Source organism: Martelella sp. UBA3392 (assembly GCF_002358775.1).
In the GTDB taxonomy this organism is placed as follows: Bacteria; Pseudomonadota; Alphaproteobacteria; order Rhizobiales; family Rhizobiaceae; genus Martelella; species Martelella mediterranea.
The window spans coordinates 1350-16666 of record NZ_DEPM01000001.1 but is presented as its reverse complement, the minus strand read 5'-3'; the positions used below and the strand labels follow the sequence as shown (position 1 = coordinate 16666).

11 protein-coding genes and 1 pseudogene are annotated in these 15317 nt (G+C 62.4%); 11 read left to right on the top strand and 1 reads right to left on the bottom strand.

Annotation, left to right across the window (positions count from 1 at the left end; all coding sequences use genetic code 11):
* Window positions 1–114 precede the first annotated feature (114 nt).
* The 6 genes from B4E36_RS00070 to B4E36_RS00045 all read left to right on the top strand — a co-directional run bounded on the left by B4E36_RS00070 (window position 115) and on the right by B4E36_RS00045 (window position 9154).
* The gene (locus B4E36_RS00070; RefSeq protein WP_292057800.1) at window positions 115–1587 is read left to right on the top strand and encodes an alpha-glucosidase/alpha-galactosidase; all 1473 of its coding nucleotides are present in this window, start codon (window positions 115–117) and stop codon (window positions 1585–1587) included.
* Window positions 1588–1731: 144 nt separating this feature from the next.
* Window positions 1732–3828, top strand: coding sequence for an ABC transporter substrate-binding protein (locus tag B4E36_RS00065; RefSeq protein ID WP_292057798.1), 2097 nt, complete (start codon window positions 1732–1734; stop codon window positions 3826–3828).
* A gap of 113 nt (window positions 3829–3941) precedes the next feature.
* A complete protein-coding gene (locus tag B4E36_RS00060) occupies window positions 3942–4955 on the top strand; it encodes an ABC transporter permease (RefSeq protein ID WP_018064564.1) in 1014 nt (337 codons plus the stop codon).
* Window positions 4952–6076, top strand: coding sequence for an ABC transporter permease (locus B4E36_RS00055; RefSeq protein WP_292057795.1), 1125 nt, complete (start codon window positions 4952–4954; stop codon window positions 6074–6076). The genes B4E36_RS00060 and B4E36_RS00055 overlap by 4 nt, the downstream gene beginning before the upstream one ends.
* A gap of 16 nt (window positions 6077–6092) precedes the next feature.
* Window positions 6093–7763 (top strand): ABC transporter ATP-binding protein, encoded by a 1671-nt coding sequence (locus B4E36_RS00050; protein WP_345899830.1) that lies wholly within the window; start codon window positions 6093–6095, stop codon window positions 7761–7763.
* Window positions 7764–7780: 17 nt separating this feature from the next.
* Window positions 7781–9154 carry an alpha-glucosidase/alpha-galactosidase gene (locus tag B4E36_RS00045; RefSeq protein ID WP_292057790.1) on the top strand — a complete coding sequence of 458 codons (1374 nt, stop codon included), beginning with the start codon at window positions 7781–7783 and terminating at the stop codon, window positions 9152–9154.
* Window positions 9155–9248: 94 nt separating this feature from the next.
* On the opposite strand, the pseudogene B4E36_RS00040 reads toward B4E36_RS00045, so the two are convergent.
* Window positions 9249–9734, bottom strand: a pseudogene (locus B4E36_RS00040) (hydantoinase B/oxoprolinase family protein); the annotation flags it as partial.
* Window positions 9735–10029: 295 nt separating this feature from the next.
* Here B4E36_RS00040 and B4E36_RS00035 point away from each other — a divergent pair.
* The 5 genes from B4E36_RS00035 to B4E36_RS00015 all read left to right on the top strand — a co-directional run.
* On the top strand, window positions 10030–11541 hold the full coding sequence (locus tag B4E36_RS00035) for an ABC transporter substrate-binding protein (RefSeq protein ID WP_292057788.1): 1512 nt from the start codon (window positions 10030–10032) through the stop codon (window positions 11539–11541).
* Between the two features lie 151 nt (window positions 11542–11692).
* Window positions 11693–12634, top strand: a complete 942-nt coding sequence (locus B4E36_RS00030) for an ABC transporter permease (protein ID WP_026173708.1) — start codon at window positions 11693–11695, stop codon at window positions 12632–12634.
* A 2-nt stretch (window positions 12635–12636) separates the two neighbouring features.
* Window positions 12637–13530, top strand: a complete 894-nt coding sequence (locus B4E36_RS00025; protein WP_292057785.1) for an ABC transporter permease — start codon at window positions 12637–12639, stop codon at window positions 13528–13530.
* The gene (locus B4E36_RS00020) at window positions 13531–14646 is read left to right on the top strand and encodes an amidohydrolase/deacetylase family metallohydrolase (RefSeq protein ID WP_292057783.1); all 1116 of its coding nucleotides are present in this window, start codon (window positions 13531–13533) and stop codon (window positions 14644–14646) included.
* On the top strand, window positions 14643–15317 hold a 675-nt coding region (locus tag B4E36_RS00015), incomplete at its 3' end, for an ABC transporter ATP-binding protein (protein WP_345899829.1). The genes B4E36_RS00020 and B4E36_RS00015, both read left to right, overlap by 4 nt.

The following is a 15317-nucleotide window of genomic DNA, read 5'->3' as shown; positions in this document are numbered from 1 at the left end:
CGCTACAGCCAGAACATTTCGGCCTGGGCCACGCCTTTCGGTGCGGCCCGGCGGACCGCTATCTGTTGCGTTGGATTTTACCCTGTATGTTGGTCTTAGTTCAGGGAGGCGGCTATGAGCGCTTTCAAAATAGCCATTATCGGCGCTGGCAGCGTCGGTTTCACCAAGACGCTGTTCAAGGATATTCTGTGCGTTCCGGAGTTCGCGGACATCGAAGTGGCGCTGACGGATATCAGCGAGAAAAATCTGACGATGGTGAAAACCATCCTCGAGAAGATCGTCGAGGCCAACGGCCTGCCGACCACCATCACCGCGACCACAGACCGCCGCAAGGCAATCGAGGGCGCGCGCTATGTGATTTCCTGCGTGCGCGTCGGCGGGCTTGAGGCTTACGCCGACGATATCCGCATTCCGCTGAAATACGGCGTCGACCAGTGCGTCGGCGATACGATCTGCGCCGGCGGCATTCTTTACGGCCAGCGCAACATCCCGGTCATTCTGGATTTCTGCAAGGACATCCGCGAAGTGGCCGAGCCCGGCGCCCGCTTCCTCAACTATGCCAATCCGATGGCGATGAACACCTGGGCAGCCAATGAATACGGCAAGGTCGATACGATCGGCCTGTGCCACGGCGTCCAGCACGGCGCGGAGCAGATCGCGGAAGTGCTCGGCGTAAAACTGGGCGAGCTCGACTATATTTGCTCCGGCATCAACCATCAGACCTGGTTCACCGATCTGCGCGTCAACGGCCGCAAAATCGGTAAAGACGAGCTGATCGCGGCCTTCGAGGCGCATCCGGTGATCTCGAAGCAGGAAAAGGTGCGCATCGACGTGCTGAAGCGCTTCGGGGTCTATTCGACGGAGAGCAACGGCCACCTGTCCGAATACCTGCCCTGGTATCGCAAGCGCCCGGAGGAAATCACCCGCTGGATCGACATGTCCGACTGGATCCATGGCGAGACCGGCGGCTATCTGCGCTACACGGCGGAAAACCGCAACTGGTTCGAAACCGAATATGACGGGTTCCTTGAAGATGCGGCAAAACCCATCGACCCGAAGAAGCGCTCGAGCGAACATGCCAGCTACATCCTCGAAGGGCTGGAGACCGGCCGGGTCTATCGCGGCCATTTCAACCGCAAGAACAACGGCGTGATCACCAATCTGCCGGATGACTGCATCATTGAATCGCCCGGCTTCGTCGACCGCTTCGGCCTCAACATGGTCGCCGGCATCACGCTGCCGGAAGCATGTGCTGCAACCTGCATGGCCTCGATCAACGTGCAGCGCATGTCCGTTCATGCCGCCGTGACCGGCGACCTCGATCTTCTGAAACTGGCCGTCCTGCACGATCCGCTGGTCGGCGCCGTCTGTACGCCGGAGGAGGTCTGGCAGATGGTGGACGAGATGGTCGTCGCCCAGGCTGCATGGCTGCCGCAATATGCCGATGCCATTGACGGCGCGAAAGAGCGGCTTTCGAAGGCGACTGTCAGGACCCGCGAATGGGAAGGGGCGGCCCGCCGCCACATTCGATCGGTCGATGAAATGCGCGCGGAAAAGGAAGCCGAGCGCGCGGCGGCCAACGCCTGACGTTTTTAATCTCGACCGGTCCGGCGGCATGCCGGTCCGGTCTTTCCTGTTCCGGCGGCCTTGTGGGTAGGAGCCTTGCCGACGGAACAACCGGCGAAAGGCCAGAAGCCTTCGCATTCAGTGTCAACACGGGAGGACGACACGATGACATCTCACCTTTCTGCCCGGCATCTGGCCAGTGTCCTGGCCGCCGGAATTTCAACCCTTGCCCTTGTTTCCGGGGCGCTCGCTTCGGAAATGACCGTGGTGCCGCCGCAGCCGGATTTCCCGGCCCAGGCCAAGATCACCTATGTACCGCGCAACGCGATCGAGGAATTCCGGTCGCTGCCATCCTATTCCGAACCGGAATGGGTGACCGAGCAGTTCGTTGAAACCGGTGCGCTGCCGCCGGTCGAGGAACGACTACCGAAGGAGCCGCTGGTCTTCAAGACCGGCAACATGCCCGACGGCATCGGCGTTTATGGCGGCACGTTGCGCCATGTGGTTGGCGGCCGTCCGGAAGGTTGGAACTACCAGGCCGGCCAGGCGCAGGGCTGGGGCGGCATCGATATCGCCATGTATGAATGCCTGACCCGCACCGCCCAGCTTTATCAGGTCGAGGCCAGCGACATGGAGCCGCTACCGAACCTTGCGAAAAGCTGGGAATGGTCGGAAGACGGACACACGCTGACCATGCACCTGATCGAGGGCGCGAAATGGTCCGACGGCGCGCCGTTCACCTCCGAAGATGTGATCTTCATGTGGGAAGACAATATCGTCGATCCCAATGTATCGCCGCTCAATGGCGCATCGCGTGAAACCTTCGGCTCCGACACGACGCTGAAGGCCGTGGACGACTACACGGTCGAATGGACCTTTGCGGAAGCCTTCCCGCGCCAGTATCTGTTCAACATGGCCTATGGCGATTTCTGCCCCGGCCCGGCGCATATTCTGAAGACCAAGCATCCGAAATATGCCGATACGACCTATGACGAGTATCGCAACGGCTTTCCGCCGGAAATGCTGAACTGGCCGGTCATGGGCGCCTGGGCGCCAGTCGAGTATCGACCCGAGGATATCGTCGTTCTGCGCCGCAATCCCTATTACTGGAAAGTCGATGAGGACGGCCACCAGCTGCCCTACATCGATGAACTGCAATACAAGCTCTCGACCTGGGCCGACCGCGACATCCAGACGATTGCGGGCTCCGCCGACCTTTCCAATCTCGAACAGCCGGAAAACTTCGTCGTGGCGCTGCGTCGCGCCGCCGAGGCGGATGCGCCGGCAAGGCTTGCCTTCGGTCCGCGCCTCATCGGCTACAATATGCGCATGAACCTTTCCGGCAATGGCTGGGGCGAGCCGGACGAACGCGAAGAGGCCGTGCGCGAGCTCAACCGCAACCCGGACTTCCGCAAGGCGGTGACGATGGCGATCGACCGTCAGGCGCTTGGCGATTCACTGGTCCGCGGCCCCTTCACCGCCATCTATCCCGGCGGCCTGAATTCCGGCACCAGCTTCTATGACCGGGAATCGACCTATTACTACCCCTATGATCCCGAAGGGGCGAAGGAACTGCTTGCCTCGATCGGCCTTGAGGACACGGACGGCAACGGCTTCGTCAATTGGCCGGAGGGCACGCTTGGCGGGCAGGATGTCGATATCGTGGTCTCGCTGAGTTCCAACTACACGACCGACCTCAGCCTCGCCGAGGGTCTGATCGGCCAGTTGCAGCAGGTGGGCCTCAGGGTGGTGCAGAACGCCATCGAGAACAATCAGTTCGACAACCAGCGCCGGGCCGGCAAGTTCGACTGGATGATCCTGCGCAATCCGCCGGCTCTGGCATCCGTGATGCAGGGAACCACCGGCCTTGCGCCCGTGGGCCCGCGCACCAGCGAACATCACCGCGCCGGCCCCGACGGCACGCTCGACCTGATGCCTTATGAGGAGCAGATGGTCGATATCATCGACCGGTTCATCGCCACCGACGACAATGCCGAGCGGGCCGAGCTGATGAAGCAGTATCAGACCGTCGTGACGCAGAATGTCGATATGGTCGGACTGACGGAATATCCAGGCGCGCTGATCGTCAACAAGCGGTTCGACAATGTCGCCCCCGGCGCGCCGATCTTCATGTTCAACTGGGCGGAAGACGCCATTATCCGCGAGCGCATGTTCGTTCCGGCTGACGAGCAGCAGGACTATCAGCTGTTTCCGCAAACGCTTCCCGGCAAGCTGGGCGGTGACGGCCCGGTCAGCGGCTGACACCCGAAAGCGTCGCGGCGGCTCTTGCGAAAGCGCCGCCGCCAACCGCGCGGACCGGCAACCCTGTTCTCCTCCGGTTGCCGGTCCGCACAGACAAGGGACGCAAGGATAAAATGGCACGATTTCTGTTCAACCGGATCATGTCGGGGCTGATGCTGCTGTTCGTGCTCAGCATCGTGACCTTCGTCATCATCCAGGCCCCGCCGGGCGATTACAGCGATTACATCCGCTCGCAGGCGATCAATCAGGGCGGTGCCTCCTTCGAGCAGGCGGACCGGCAGGCCGAGGCCTATCGCGAGACCCACGGCCTGAACGATCCGCTTCCCGTGCAGTATCTGAATTGGGTGAAGGGCATCGTCTTCCACGGCGATTTCGGCCAGAGCCTCTACTACAACAAGCCGGTTTCCGACGTTGTTGCCCAGCGACTGCCGCGCACGCTGGCGCTGGCCCTGACCTGCCACATCCTCGCTTCCATTCTCGGCATCGGTTTCGGCATCGTCGCGGCCACGCGCCAATATAGCTGGATCGACACGGCGCTGTCGGGGGTCGCCTTTCTCGGCATGACGGTGCCGCGCTTTTTGATGGCGCTGATCATCGTCTATGTCCTCGTCTTCCATTTCGACGTCAACGAAGTGGGCAGTTTCTTCTCGCCGCAATATGGCGGCGCGCCCTGGTCCTGGGGCAAGTTCGTCAATCTCGTGCAACACATATGGCCGGTCGTCGCGATCGCCACCTTTGGCGGGCTCGCCTACAATATGCGGGTCATGCGCGGCAACCTGCTCGACACGCTGAACATGCAATATGTCGAGACCGCGCGCGCCAAGGGGCTTTCGGAGCGCAAGGTGATCATGCGCCATGCCGTGCCCAATGCGCTGCATCCCCTCGTCATGTATCAGGGCGTGGTTCTGCCCTACATGCTGACCGGCGAGATCGAGGTCGCCATCATCTTCGCGCTGCCGACCGTCGGCCCGGCCATCGTCGGCTCCATGCAGGTGGGCGACGTCTATGTCACGGCGACCTTCATGCTGCTGCTCTCGGCCATGCTGCTGATCGGCAACATCATCGCCGACCTTCTGCTCGTGGCCCTTGATCCGCGCGTCAGACAGACCGGGAGGGCCGCGGCATGACCGACAACATCCTTCAAACCGTCGACACGGTCAAAGAGCCGGAAGCCAACAAGAACGAAACCTATCTGGCGCTGGTCTGGCGCAGGCTGAAGCGGTCGTTTTCCGGCATGATGGGCCTGATCCTGGTGGTCTTCCTGCTGTTCGTCGCCGTGTTCGCCGATTTCCTGTCGCCCGCCGATCCGCGCGTCACCGGCGCCTCCTACCAGCCGCCGCAGATGGTCACTGTGTTTGGCAAGGACGGCGAATTCGTGTTTCCGCCGCGCGTCTACCCGCTCGGCGATACCGGCGAACTGGACCCGATCACCTTCCAGCCGCTTGTCGGCAAGGATTACGACAACCCGCAGATCATCGGTCTGTTCGTGAAGGGCGCGCCCTACAAGCTGCTCGGCTTCATTCCCGCCGACCGCCATTTCATCGGCGCGACCGATGGCTCGGTGATCCATTTTCTCGGCACCGACAAGCTCGGCCGCGACGTGCTGTCGCGCATTCTCTACGGCTCGCGGATTTCGCTTCTGATCGCGCTCACCGTGGTCACCGTCGTCACCATCGTCGGAACATCCGTCGGCATGACCTCGGGATATTTCGGCGGGCCGGTGGATTCGTGGATCCAGCGCTTCGTCGAACTGGTGCTCGCCTTTCCGCAACTGCCCTTCTATCTGGCGCTGGCCTCGCTCATTCCCGTGACCGCGCCGACCAAGGTGTTCCTGGGCTTCGTCATCGCGGTGATGTCGGCGCTCGGTTGGGCGCAGATGTCGCGCGAGGTGCGCGGCAAGACGATGGGGCTGGTGCGCATGGATTATGTGCGCGCGGCTATCGCCGTCGGCGCCACCGACAAGCGCATCATCTTCCGCCATATCCTGCCCAACGTGATGAGCCATGTGATCGTCGCGGTCACACTCGCGATCCCCACGGTCGTGCTGCTCGAGGCCTTTCTTGGCTTCCTCGGCTTTGCTGTGAAGCCGCCGATGATTTCCTGGGGTCTGATGCTGCGCGATACCTCCAATTATGCGGTGATCGGCGCCTATCCCTGGCTGTTGTCGCCCGTCGCCTTCGTGCTTCTGACCGTCTTCGCCTTCAACGCATTCGGCGACGGATTACGCGATGCGATCGACCCCTATTGAGAAGGAGACGCTTTCGATGACTGACGACCTCAGACATGACACGGCGCCTTCCTCTCGGCGCGACCATGGCGCACAGCAGGGCGAGCCGATCATCGACGCCCGCAATGTCGCCGTCGATATCGCGGTCGAGGACGGCACGGTGAATGCCGTGCGCGATGTCTCCTTCCAGCTCTATCGCGGAGAGACCATCGCCATCGTCGGCGAGTCCGGCTCCGGCAAGTCCGTCACGGCCCGGACGGTGATGGGGCTTCTTCCCAAGCGCGCAAGCGTCGGCAAGGGAGCCACGATAAATTATAACGGAGAGGACGTTCTCAAATTCCCTGAACGCCGGCGCCGGGACATGCGCGGATCGCGGATTTCGATGATCTTTCAGGAACCGATGAGCTCTCTGAACCCGATCTACACGATCGGATCGCAGATCATCGAAGCGATCCAGACCCATCGCCGCGTGAGCAAGAAAAAGGCGGAAGCGGAAACCATCGAACTCCTGCGGCAGGTGCAGATCCCCGAGCCGGAGGCCCGGCTCAAGCAGTATCCGCACCAGCTTTCCGGCGGGCAGCGCCAGCGCGTGATGATCGCCATGGCGCTCGCCAACAAGCCAGACGTGCTGATCGCCGACGAACCGACCACGGCGCTTGACGTGACGGTGCAGGCGCAGATCCTCGGCCTGATCCGGGAATTGCAGCTGGAACTCGGCATGGCCGTCATCCTGATCACCCACGACCTGACCGTGGTTCAACATTTCTCGGATTATGTCTATGTGATGAGCGAAGGCGTGGTGCGCGAGCACAACACGACCAGGGCGCTTTTCGCCGACCCGCAGCACCCCTACACGAAAAAGCTCCTCAGCTCCGAACCCTCCGGCGAGGCCAATCCGCTGCCGGAAGGATCGCAGACCATCCTGGAAGGCCGGGACGTTCGGGTCGCCTTCACGCTGAAGACCGGGACCTTCTTCAAATCCAGCTACAGCCAGCTTGTCGCGGTCAACGATCTGTCGATCACGCTCAAAAAGCACGAAACGCTGGGGCTGGTGGGCGAAAGCGGATCGGGAAAAACCACCTTCGGCCAAGCATTGCTGAGGCTGATCCATACAGATGGCGGCACGGTGCTTTTCGACGAGAAGCACATCGAGGGGCTCTCCCGCGAACAGCTCAGGCCCTTGCGCTCACGCATGCAGGTGGTGTTTCAGGATCCGTTTTCCTCGCTCAATCCGCGCATGACGATTGGCCAGATCATCGAGGAAGGGCTGATCGTCAACAATATCGGCTCGTCCGGCAAGGACCGCAACGAGCGGGTGCGCGATGCCCTCGTCGATGCCGGCCTGCCGGGCTCGATCACCCACCGGTTTCCGCACGAGTTTTCCGGCGGCCAGCGCCAGCGCATCGCCATTGCCCGCGCGGTGGCGCTGGAGCCGGAATTCATCCTGCTCGATGAGCCGACCTCGGCGCTCGACCTCTCCGTGCAGGCGCAGATCATCGAACTCCTGCGCAAGCTGCAGAGCGAGCGGGGCCTCAGCTACCTCTTCATCTCGCATGACCTGAAGGTCGTGCGGGCGCTCTGCCACCGTGTCTGCGTCATGCAGCACGGCAAAATCGTTGAACAGGGTCCGGTGCGCGATGTGCTGGAAAACCCGCAGACAGACTATACGAAGCGGCTGGTCAAGGCCGCCTTCGAAGTTGCTGCCTGAATTTGAGGAATTACACAATGGCAAGACAACCCAAGATCACCTTTATCGGCGCCGGCTCCACGGTTTTCATGAAAAACATCATCGGCGACGCCTTGCAGCGTCCGGCCCTGAAGGACGCATCCATCGCCCTGATGGACCTCAATCCGGAGCGGCTTGCCGAAAGCGAGATCGTTGCCGGCAAGCTCGCGCGCACGCTCGGCTCGAAATCGGCGATCACCACCCACACCAGTCAGCACGAGGCGCTGGAGGGTGCCGATTTCGTCGTCGTGGCCTTCCAGATCGGCGGCTATGAACCGGCCACCGTCACCGATTTCGAGGTGCCGAAGAAATACGGCCTGCGCCAGACGATCGCCGATACGCTCGGCGTCGGCGGCATCATGCGGGGCTTGCGCACCGTGCCTCATCTCTGGTCGATCTGCGAGGACATGACGCAAATCTGCCCCGACGCCATTCTGCTGCAATATGTGAACCCGATGGCGATCAACACCTGGGCGATTGCGGAAAAATACCCGAACATCAAGCAGGTCGGCCTCTGCCATTCGGTGCAGGGCACGGCGGGTGAACTGGCGCGCGACCTCGACATTCCCTATGAGGAAATCCGTTACCGCTCGGCCGGCATCAACCACATGGCCTTCTTCCTGAAATTCGAACATCGCCAGGCCGATGGCAGCTATCGCGACCTCTATCCGGATCTGGTGCGCGGCTACCGCGAGGGCCGGTTCCCGAAACCGTCAAGCTGGAACCCCCGCTGCCCCAACAAGGTGCGCTATGAAATGCTCACAAGGCTCGGCTATTTCGTCACCGAAAGCTCCGAGCATTTTGCCGAATACACGCCCTATTTCATCAAGGAAGGCCGCGAGGACCTGATCGAGAAATTCGGCATTCCGCTTGATGAGTATCCCGTCCGCTGCGTCGAGCAGATCGCCAGGTGGAAGGATCAGGCGGAGGAATACAGGAAGGCCGATGAAATCAAGGTCGAGCAGAGCAAGGAATATGCCTCGTCGATCATGAACTCGGTCTGGACCGGCGAGCCCTCCGTCATTTACGGCAATGCCCGCAACAATGGCTGCATCACCTCGCTGCCGGAAAACTGCGCGGCGGAAGTACCCTGCCTCGTCGATGCCTCCGGCATTCAGCCGACCTATATCGGCGACTTGCCGCCGCAACTGACGGCCCTCATCCGCACCAATATCAACGTGCAGGAGCTGACGGTGGCGGCGCTTGTCAACGAAAACCGCGAACATCTCTATCACGCCGCGATGATGGACCCGCACACGGCCGCCGAACTCGACCTCGACCAGATCTGGTCGCTGGTCGACGACCTGCTGATCGCCCATCACGACTGGATCCCGGAATGGGCGCGCCTTGCCCGGCAGGCGCGCTCGGCCTGAGGCGGCACGGCGGCGGCGACCGCGACAGATACGATGACGTCCGCCACAACGCGACGTCAGGAAGCCGGCCGGGGCAGGAGGCAAGCGCTGTTCCTCAAACGGCGTGCATCATCCTCGAGCGCAGACGCTGCGTCCCGGCCTCATCGAGAGACATGTCCTCTCGTAGCGCGACGCCGAAAAGTCGGGCGGCCTGCTCGCATGTGAAGTAACCGAGCAGGACATCCTTCCTGACCGCCTGCGGGTCGCGCTCGAAGGCGGGGCCGTAGCCGCCGCCGCCGGGCGTGTCGACGCGCACACGGTCGCCGGCCTTCAGCGGCAGATCCTGCTCCTTGGTGATGTGTTCGGGGCGATGGACAACGCCGTCGCGGATGACCTCGATGCTGCCGGTGCCGCCATCGCCGCCGCCGAGCGCGCCCTGCGGGCCGAAGCGGCCATGATCCATGACGAAGGAAGCGCGCGCATCGCCGCGCAGAAGCTCGACCTCGTAGGAAAGGCCGAAGCCACCGCGCTGCCTGCCGGCGCCGCCGGAACCTCAATGCAAGGCATATTTGCGGAACAGAACCGGGAACACCTGACGTGACCGACTGGGATTCGGCCTTCGCGCTGGCTCAGGCGGTCGAGGAGAAGCTCGCCCCCCGGACATTCTCGTCAACAATTCCGGCGTTTCTGGCCTTAAGCCGCTGCTGGAAATGACCGAGAAGGACTGGGACTTCGTGCTCGACATCAACCCGAAGGGCCAGTTCATCACCACCCGCGCCTTCATGCCCGGCGCGGATTGCCCAGTCGAGGGCCCGGAAACAAATCCGTTGACAGCATATAGAGCAATTTATATTCTCTTAAATGGGACTATATTACATAATAATGGAGCAGCAATCATGAATCGTCTTATCTCTCAATTGTCATGCGCTTCGGCGCTGGCGCTCGCGATGGTCGTGTCCGGCCATGCCCAAGCGCAAACCGAAATCGACGTCGCCATGATCGGCGAACCCGATACGTTCGACCCCATGGTCTCCACCAAGGACGTGGTCAGCATCGTGACCCAGCACTTCGTCGAGACCCTGTTCACCTTCGACGACAATTGGGCGACGGTTCCGTTGCTTGCCGCGGCCATGCCCGATGTCAGCGATGACGGGCTGACCTATGTCATTCCGATCCGCGAGGGCGTCACCTTCCATGACGGTTCCACCATGGATTCGGCTGATGTTGTCGGCTCGCTGGAGCGTTGGCTCAAAGTGGCCTCCCGCGGCAAGAGCGTCGCCGCCTATGTCGACAGCGTCGAGGCAACCGGCGATTATGAGGTGACCATCAAGCTCAACCAGCCCTACGCGCCGCTTCTTTCCCTGCTCGCCTTCTCAAACTCGGCGGCTGTGGTCTATCCCGAGGAAATCCTCGCCGACCATATCGATAATGTGGTCGGAACCGGTCCCTACGAGATCGCCGACTATGTGCCGGACCAATACATCCAGCTCGTCCGCTTCGATGGCTATACCCAGCCGACGGGCGCGGCCGAGCGCAAGCAGATTCCCGATGAAATCCGCTTCGTGCCCGTTGCCGATCCGAATACGCGGGTCGAGGGACTGCTTTCCGGCCAGTTCGATTTTGCCGACAGCCTGCCGACGGAGTCCTATGGCAGGCTGGAGTCGAGCGACGTCGCCGAGCCGCTGCTGCTGGAGCCCTTCGGCTGGCCGGTGTTCGCGATGAACCGCAACAAGGGCATGATGACCAATATCGAGATCCGCAAGGCCGTGCAGGCCGCCCTGCCCTTCGACGACATGCTTTATGCCGCCTTCGGCGACGAGAAATTCTATCAGGTCGACGGCGCGATGTACCCGGAAGGCTGGGTCTGGAACAATGACGGCGGCGTCGAACTCTATAACCAGAACGATATCGAGGCCGCCGCCGAACACCTGGAGAAGGCCGGCTATGACGGCACGCCGCTGCGCATCCTGACCTCGCGCCAGTACGAGTTCCACTACCAGATGGCTCTGGTCGCGAAGGCCGCGCTCGAGGCTGCCGGCTTCAAGGTGCAGATGGATGTCGTGGACTGGGCCACGCTCGCCGAGCGGCGAAACAACCCTGATCTTTGGGATATCTACATCACCCACTCCCCGTTCCTGCCCGAACCGGCGCTGATCTCCAGCTTCTCTGCCAAGGCGCTGGAAGGCTGGGATGAGCCGGTCAAGAACGAGATCTTTGCCCGGTTCAACACCGAGACCGATCCGGAAGCCCGCAAGGCCGCGTTCAAGGAACTCCAGACCGAACTTTACGAGGATGTCGGCTTCATCAAAGTCGGCAACTTCAATTCGCTGCAAGGCAAGTCGAGAGCGCTCGAAGGCGTCAGCGCCTCGCCTTGGCCGAAGTTCTGGAACGCCTCGACGTCCGAATAACGACGCTCGCCGGCGCAGCATCATAATCGCTGCGCCGGTGGCTGCCGAAACGGCCGGCCGTTGAAAAGTCCTTCATGGCCGCGGGACGTTGAATACGGATATTGTCAGGAGCTCGGATATGCTTCGTCGATATGCCAGGGAACCGAACTGAATGACACATTACCTCATCAGGCGCTTTATGGGCATGGTGGTCGTGACCTTCCTCGTGCTGACGATCGCCTTCGTGCTTGTGCGGCTCGCGCCGGGAGATCCTGCGGCCCTGATGCTGGGGCCGGACGCAACGCCTCAGGACGTCATGGATCTGCGCGCCAGCCTCGGCCTCGATCAGCCCATCTTCGTGCAATACCTCACCTTCGTCGCCAATGCCGCACAGGGCGATCTCGGCCGCTCGCTGTTCTTCGACAATTCCGTGACCTCGGTGCTGGCGGCGCGGGCCGAACCGACCGTGTTCCTGTCGCTGTTCTCGCTGATCTTCGCCCTCGTCATCGCCACGCCGATCGGCATCTACGCCGCCTACCGGCGCGGCTCGACGCTGGATCAGTCGGCGGTGACGACCGCCATGCTCGCCGCATCGGTTCCGAGCTTCCTGACCGGCCTCATCTTTCAGCGCTATCTCGCCACCGAACTCGGCTGGTTTCCCGCCTCCGGCTATGGCGGACCCGATGCCGGGTTCCTTGATCGGATGTGGCATCTTGTGCTGCCCTCGATCACGCTCGGCATCGTGAACTCCGCGCTGATCCTGCGTTTCACCCGCGCTTCGATGCTGGACATTCTCAGCGAAGACTATGTGCGCACCGCCCGCGCCAAAGGCATGAGCGAGCGCCGCGTGGTGCTGCGTCACGCGCTCAAGAACGCCGGTATCCCGATCATCACGGTGGTGGGGCTGACCTTCGCGCTACTGGTGGCCGGCGCCGTGGTCACGGAGCGGGTGTTCAACCTGCCAGGGCTTGGCAGCCTGGTGGTGAATGCGGTGCTGCGGCGGGATTATCCCGTGATCCAGGGCACGCTCATCGTGGTGGCGATCCTCTACGTCTTCATCAATCTTCTGACCGACCTTCTCTATCTGGTCATCGACAAGCGGGTGCGGTACTGACCATGGCCGATACGACACTTTCCTCCGGCACGCCGGAAACGGCCGAACCGGAAGGCACGGGCGAACCCGGTTTCTTCCGTGTCCTGCTTGCGCGGCGCTCGGTTCAGGTCTCGCTGGTCGTGTTTCTGGCGATCGCGATTGTCTGTCTGTTCGCGTCACTGGTGGCGCCGGCCGACCCCGATGCGATGTCGGTGCGCATGCGCCTGCAGGGACCGAGTGCCGCCCACTGGTTCGGCACGGATGCGTTCGGACGCGATGTACTGTCGCGTCTTCTCTATGCCGGGCGCTCCTCGCTCAGCATCGGGCTTTCGGTGGCGATCCTGTCGTCATTGATCGGCGTGGCGATCGGCCTGACGGCAGGCTTCTTCAGCCGGCTCGACTGGCCGTTTTCGCGGCTGATCGACGCGATGATGGCGTTTCCGGACATTCTCATGGCGCTGTCGCTGGTGGCGATCTTCGGCGGCACCCTCACCAATGTCGTGGTCGCGCTCTCGATCGTTTATGCGCCGCGCGTCGCCCGCATCGTCCGCGCCTCGACGATGGTCATCCGCGAAATGCCTTATGTCGAGGCCGCCCGGGCGCTGGGAACGCGGACCTGGCGCATCATGATCACGCATGCGCTGCGCAACATCGTTTCGCCGATTCTGGTGCAGGCCACCTTCATCTTCGCCTATGCGATGCTGGCCGAGGCCGGCCTCTCCTTCCTCGGCATCGGCGTCGATCCCGAGACCCCGACCTGGGGCATCATGGTCAATGAAGGCCGCCAATACCTCGACACGGCCATCTATCTCATCCTGTTTCCGGGCGTTGCCATATCGCTGTCCGTACTGACGCTCCAGATCGTCGGCGACGCGCTGCGTGACGCGCTCGACCCGCATCTTGCCAAGGAAGCCTGAATGTCTCTCACCCTCGTCAATTTCCGCATTATCGGGCTCGATGACGCGCCCGATCAAATCCACATCGGCGATGACGGCCTGGTCGCGGAGAACGCCGCGCCGAACGCCCGGATCATCGATTGCAGCGGCGCCTTTCTGTCGCCCGGCTGGTGCGACCTGCATGTCCATGTCTGGCATGGCGGCACGGACATTTCGGTGAGGGCCTCGCAGGCAGGCCGACCGACCGGCGTCACCGCCATGGCCGATGCCGGCTCGGCCGGCGAGGCAAGCTTTCACGGTTTGCGCGAATACGTGATCGACCGCCAGTCCGAAACCGTCCGGGCGTTTCTCAATATCGGCTCGATCGGCCTCGTCGCCTGCAACCGGGTGCCGGAACTGATCGACTGGCGCTCGATCGACATCGACAAGACGCTGGCCGTGGTCGAGGCCAATCGCGACGTCATCTGCGGCATCAAGGTTCGCGCCTCGGGTGTGATCGTCGGCTCCTGGGGGATCACGCCCGCCAAGATCGCCAAGCGCGTCGCCGAGATGACCAGGCTGCCGCTGATGGTACATGTGGGCGAACCGCCGCCGCTGATTGACGAGGTGTTCGAACTTCTGACGCCGGGCGATATCGTGACCCATTGCTTCAACGGCAAGGCCGCCGGCTCTATCCGCGACACCGATGCGCTGTTCAAGATGGCCCAGGACATGGCCTCACGGGGCATATTGATGGATATCGGCCACGGCTCGGCCTCGTTCAATTTCGAGACGGCGCGCGCCTCGATGGCCGATGGCCTGAAGCCGTTCTCGATCTCGACGGACCTTCACCTTCACAGCCTCGAGGACCCGGTGCGCGACCTCGCGACCACCATGTCCAAGCTCTACGGCGTCGGATTGTCGTTCGAGGACTGTATCGAGGCGGTCTGCGCCGGACCGCGCGGCGTGCTCGGCCTCAGCGGGCGCGGCGGCCTTGCCGCGGGCACGCGCGCCGATTTCACGGTTTTCGATTTCGCCGAGGCTTCGCTGCCGGTGCTCGACAGCCAGGGCAACACCATGACGCTGGAACGGCTGTTCGAGCCGCGCATGACGGTGATCGGCAACGATGTTCAGCCGGCCGCGCGGAGGGCCTCATGAACGAGGACGCCATTCTGGATGTCCGGGGACTGAACGTCCGCTTTCGCGGCCAGGGGCGCGAGGTGACGGCGCTGCGCGACGTCAGCTTCAGCATCGGTCGCGGCCGGACGCTTGCGCTGGTGGGCGAGAGCGGCTCCGGTAAATCGGTGACCTCGCTGGCGCTGATGGGCCTGCTTCCGCCGAACGGCAGGATCGCGGCGGGCACGCTTGCCTATCGCCACCGCGACGGCCGCGTGCTCGAACTGACGGAACTCGGCGAGGCGGAGCGGCGGCGGCTGCGCGGCGTCCAGATGTCGATGATTTTCCAGGAGCCGATGTCGTCGCTCAACCCGCTGTTCACGATCGGAGACCAGATCGGCGAGATGCTGTTCCTGCACGAGACCATGGACGCGGCGACGCGGCGCAGGCGCACGATCGAAATGCTGGAACTGGTCGAGATCCCCGAAGCCGCGCGGCGGATGGACAGCTACCCCCACGAACTCTCGGGCGGCATGCGCCAGCGCGTGATGATTGCCATGGCGATGATCTGCAAGCCTTCGCTGCTGATCGCCGATGAGCCGACGACCGCGCTCGATGTTACGATCCAGGCGCAGATCCTCGACCTGATGCGGCAGTTGCAGAAGGATTTCGGCATGTCGATCCTGTTCATCACCCATGACATGGGCGTGGTG

Excerpts from the sequence above, each read along its gene's own strand:
- B4E36_RS00070 (WP_292057800.1), top strand. The coding sequence starts at position 115 with ATGAGCGCTTTCAAAATAGCCATTATCGGCGCTGGCAGCGTCGGTTTC.
- B4E36_RS00065 (WP_292057798.1), top strand. The coding sequence starts at position 1,732 with ATGACATCTCACCTTTCTGCCCGGCATCTGGCCAGTGTCCTGGCCGCC.
- B4E36_RS00060 (WP_018064564.1), top strand. The coding sequence starts at position 3,942 with ATGGCACGATTTCTGTTCAACCGGATCATGTCGGGGCTGATGCTGCTG.
- B4E36_RS00055 (WP_292057795.1), top strand. The coding sequence starts at position 4,952 with ATGACCGACAACATCCTTCAAACCGTCGACACGGTCAAAGAGCCGGAA.
- B4E36_RS00050 (WP_345899830.1), top strand. The coding sequence starts at position 6,093 with ATGACTGACGACCTCAGACATGACACGGCGCCTTCCTCTCGGCGCGAC.
- B4E36_RS00045 (WP_292057790.1), top strand. The coding sequence starts at position 7,781 with ATGGCAAGACAACCCAAGATCACCTTTATCGGCGCCGGCTCCACGGTT.
- B4E36_RS00035 (WP_292057788.1), top strand. The coding sequence starts at position 10,030 with ATGAATCGTCTTATCTCTCAATTGTCATGCGCTTCGGCGCTGGCGCTC.
- B4E36_RS00030 (WP_026173708.1), top strand. The coding sequence starts at position 11,693 with ATGACACATTACCTCATCAGGCGCTTTATGGGCATGGTGGTCGTGACC.
- B4E36_RS00025 (WP_292057785.1), top strand. The coding sequence starts at position 12,637 with ATGGCCGATACGACACTTTCCTCCGGCACGCCGGAAACGGCCGAACCG.
- B4E36_RS00020 (WP_292057783.1), top strand. The coding sequence starts at position 13,531 with ATGTCTCTCACCCTCGTCAATTTCCGCATTATCGGGCTCGATGACGCG.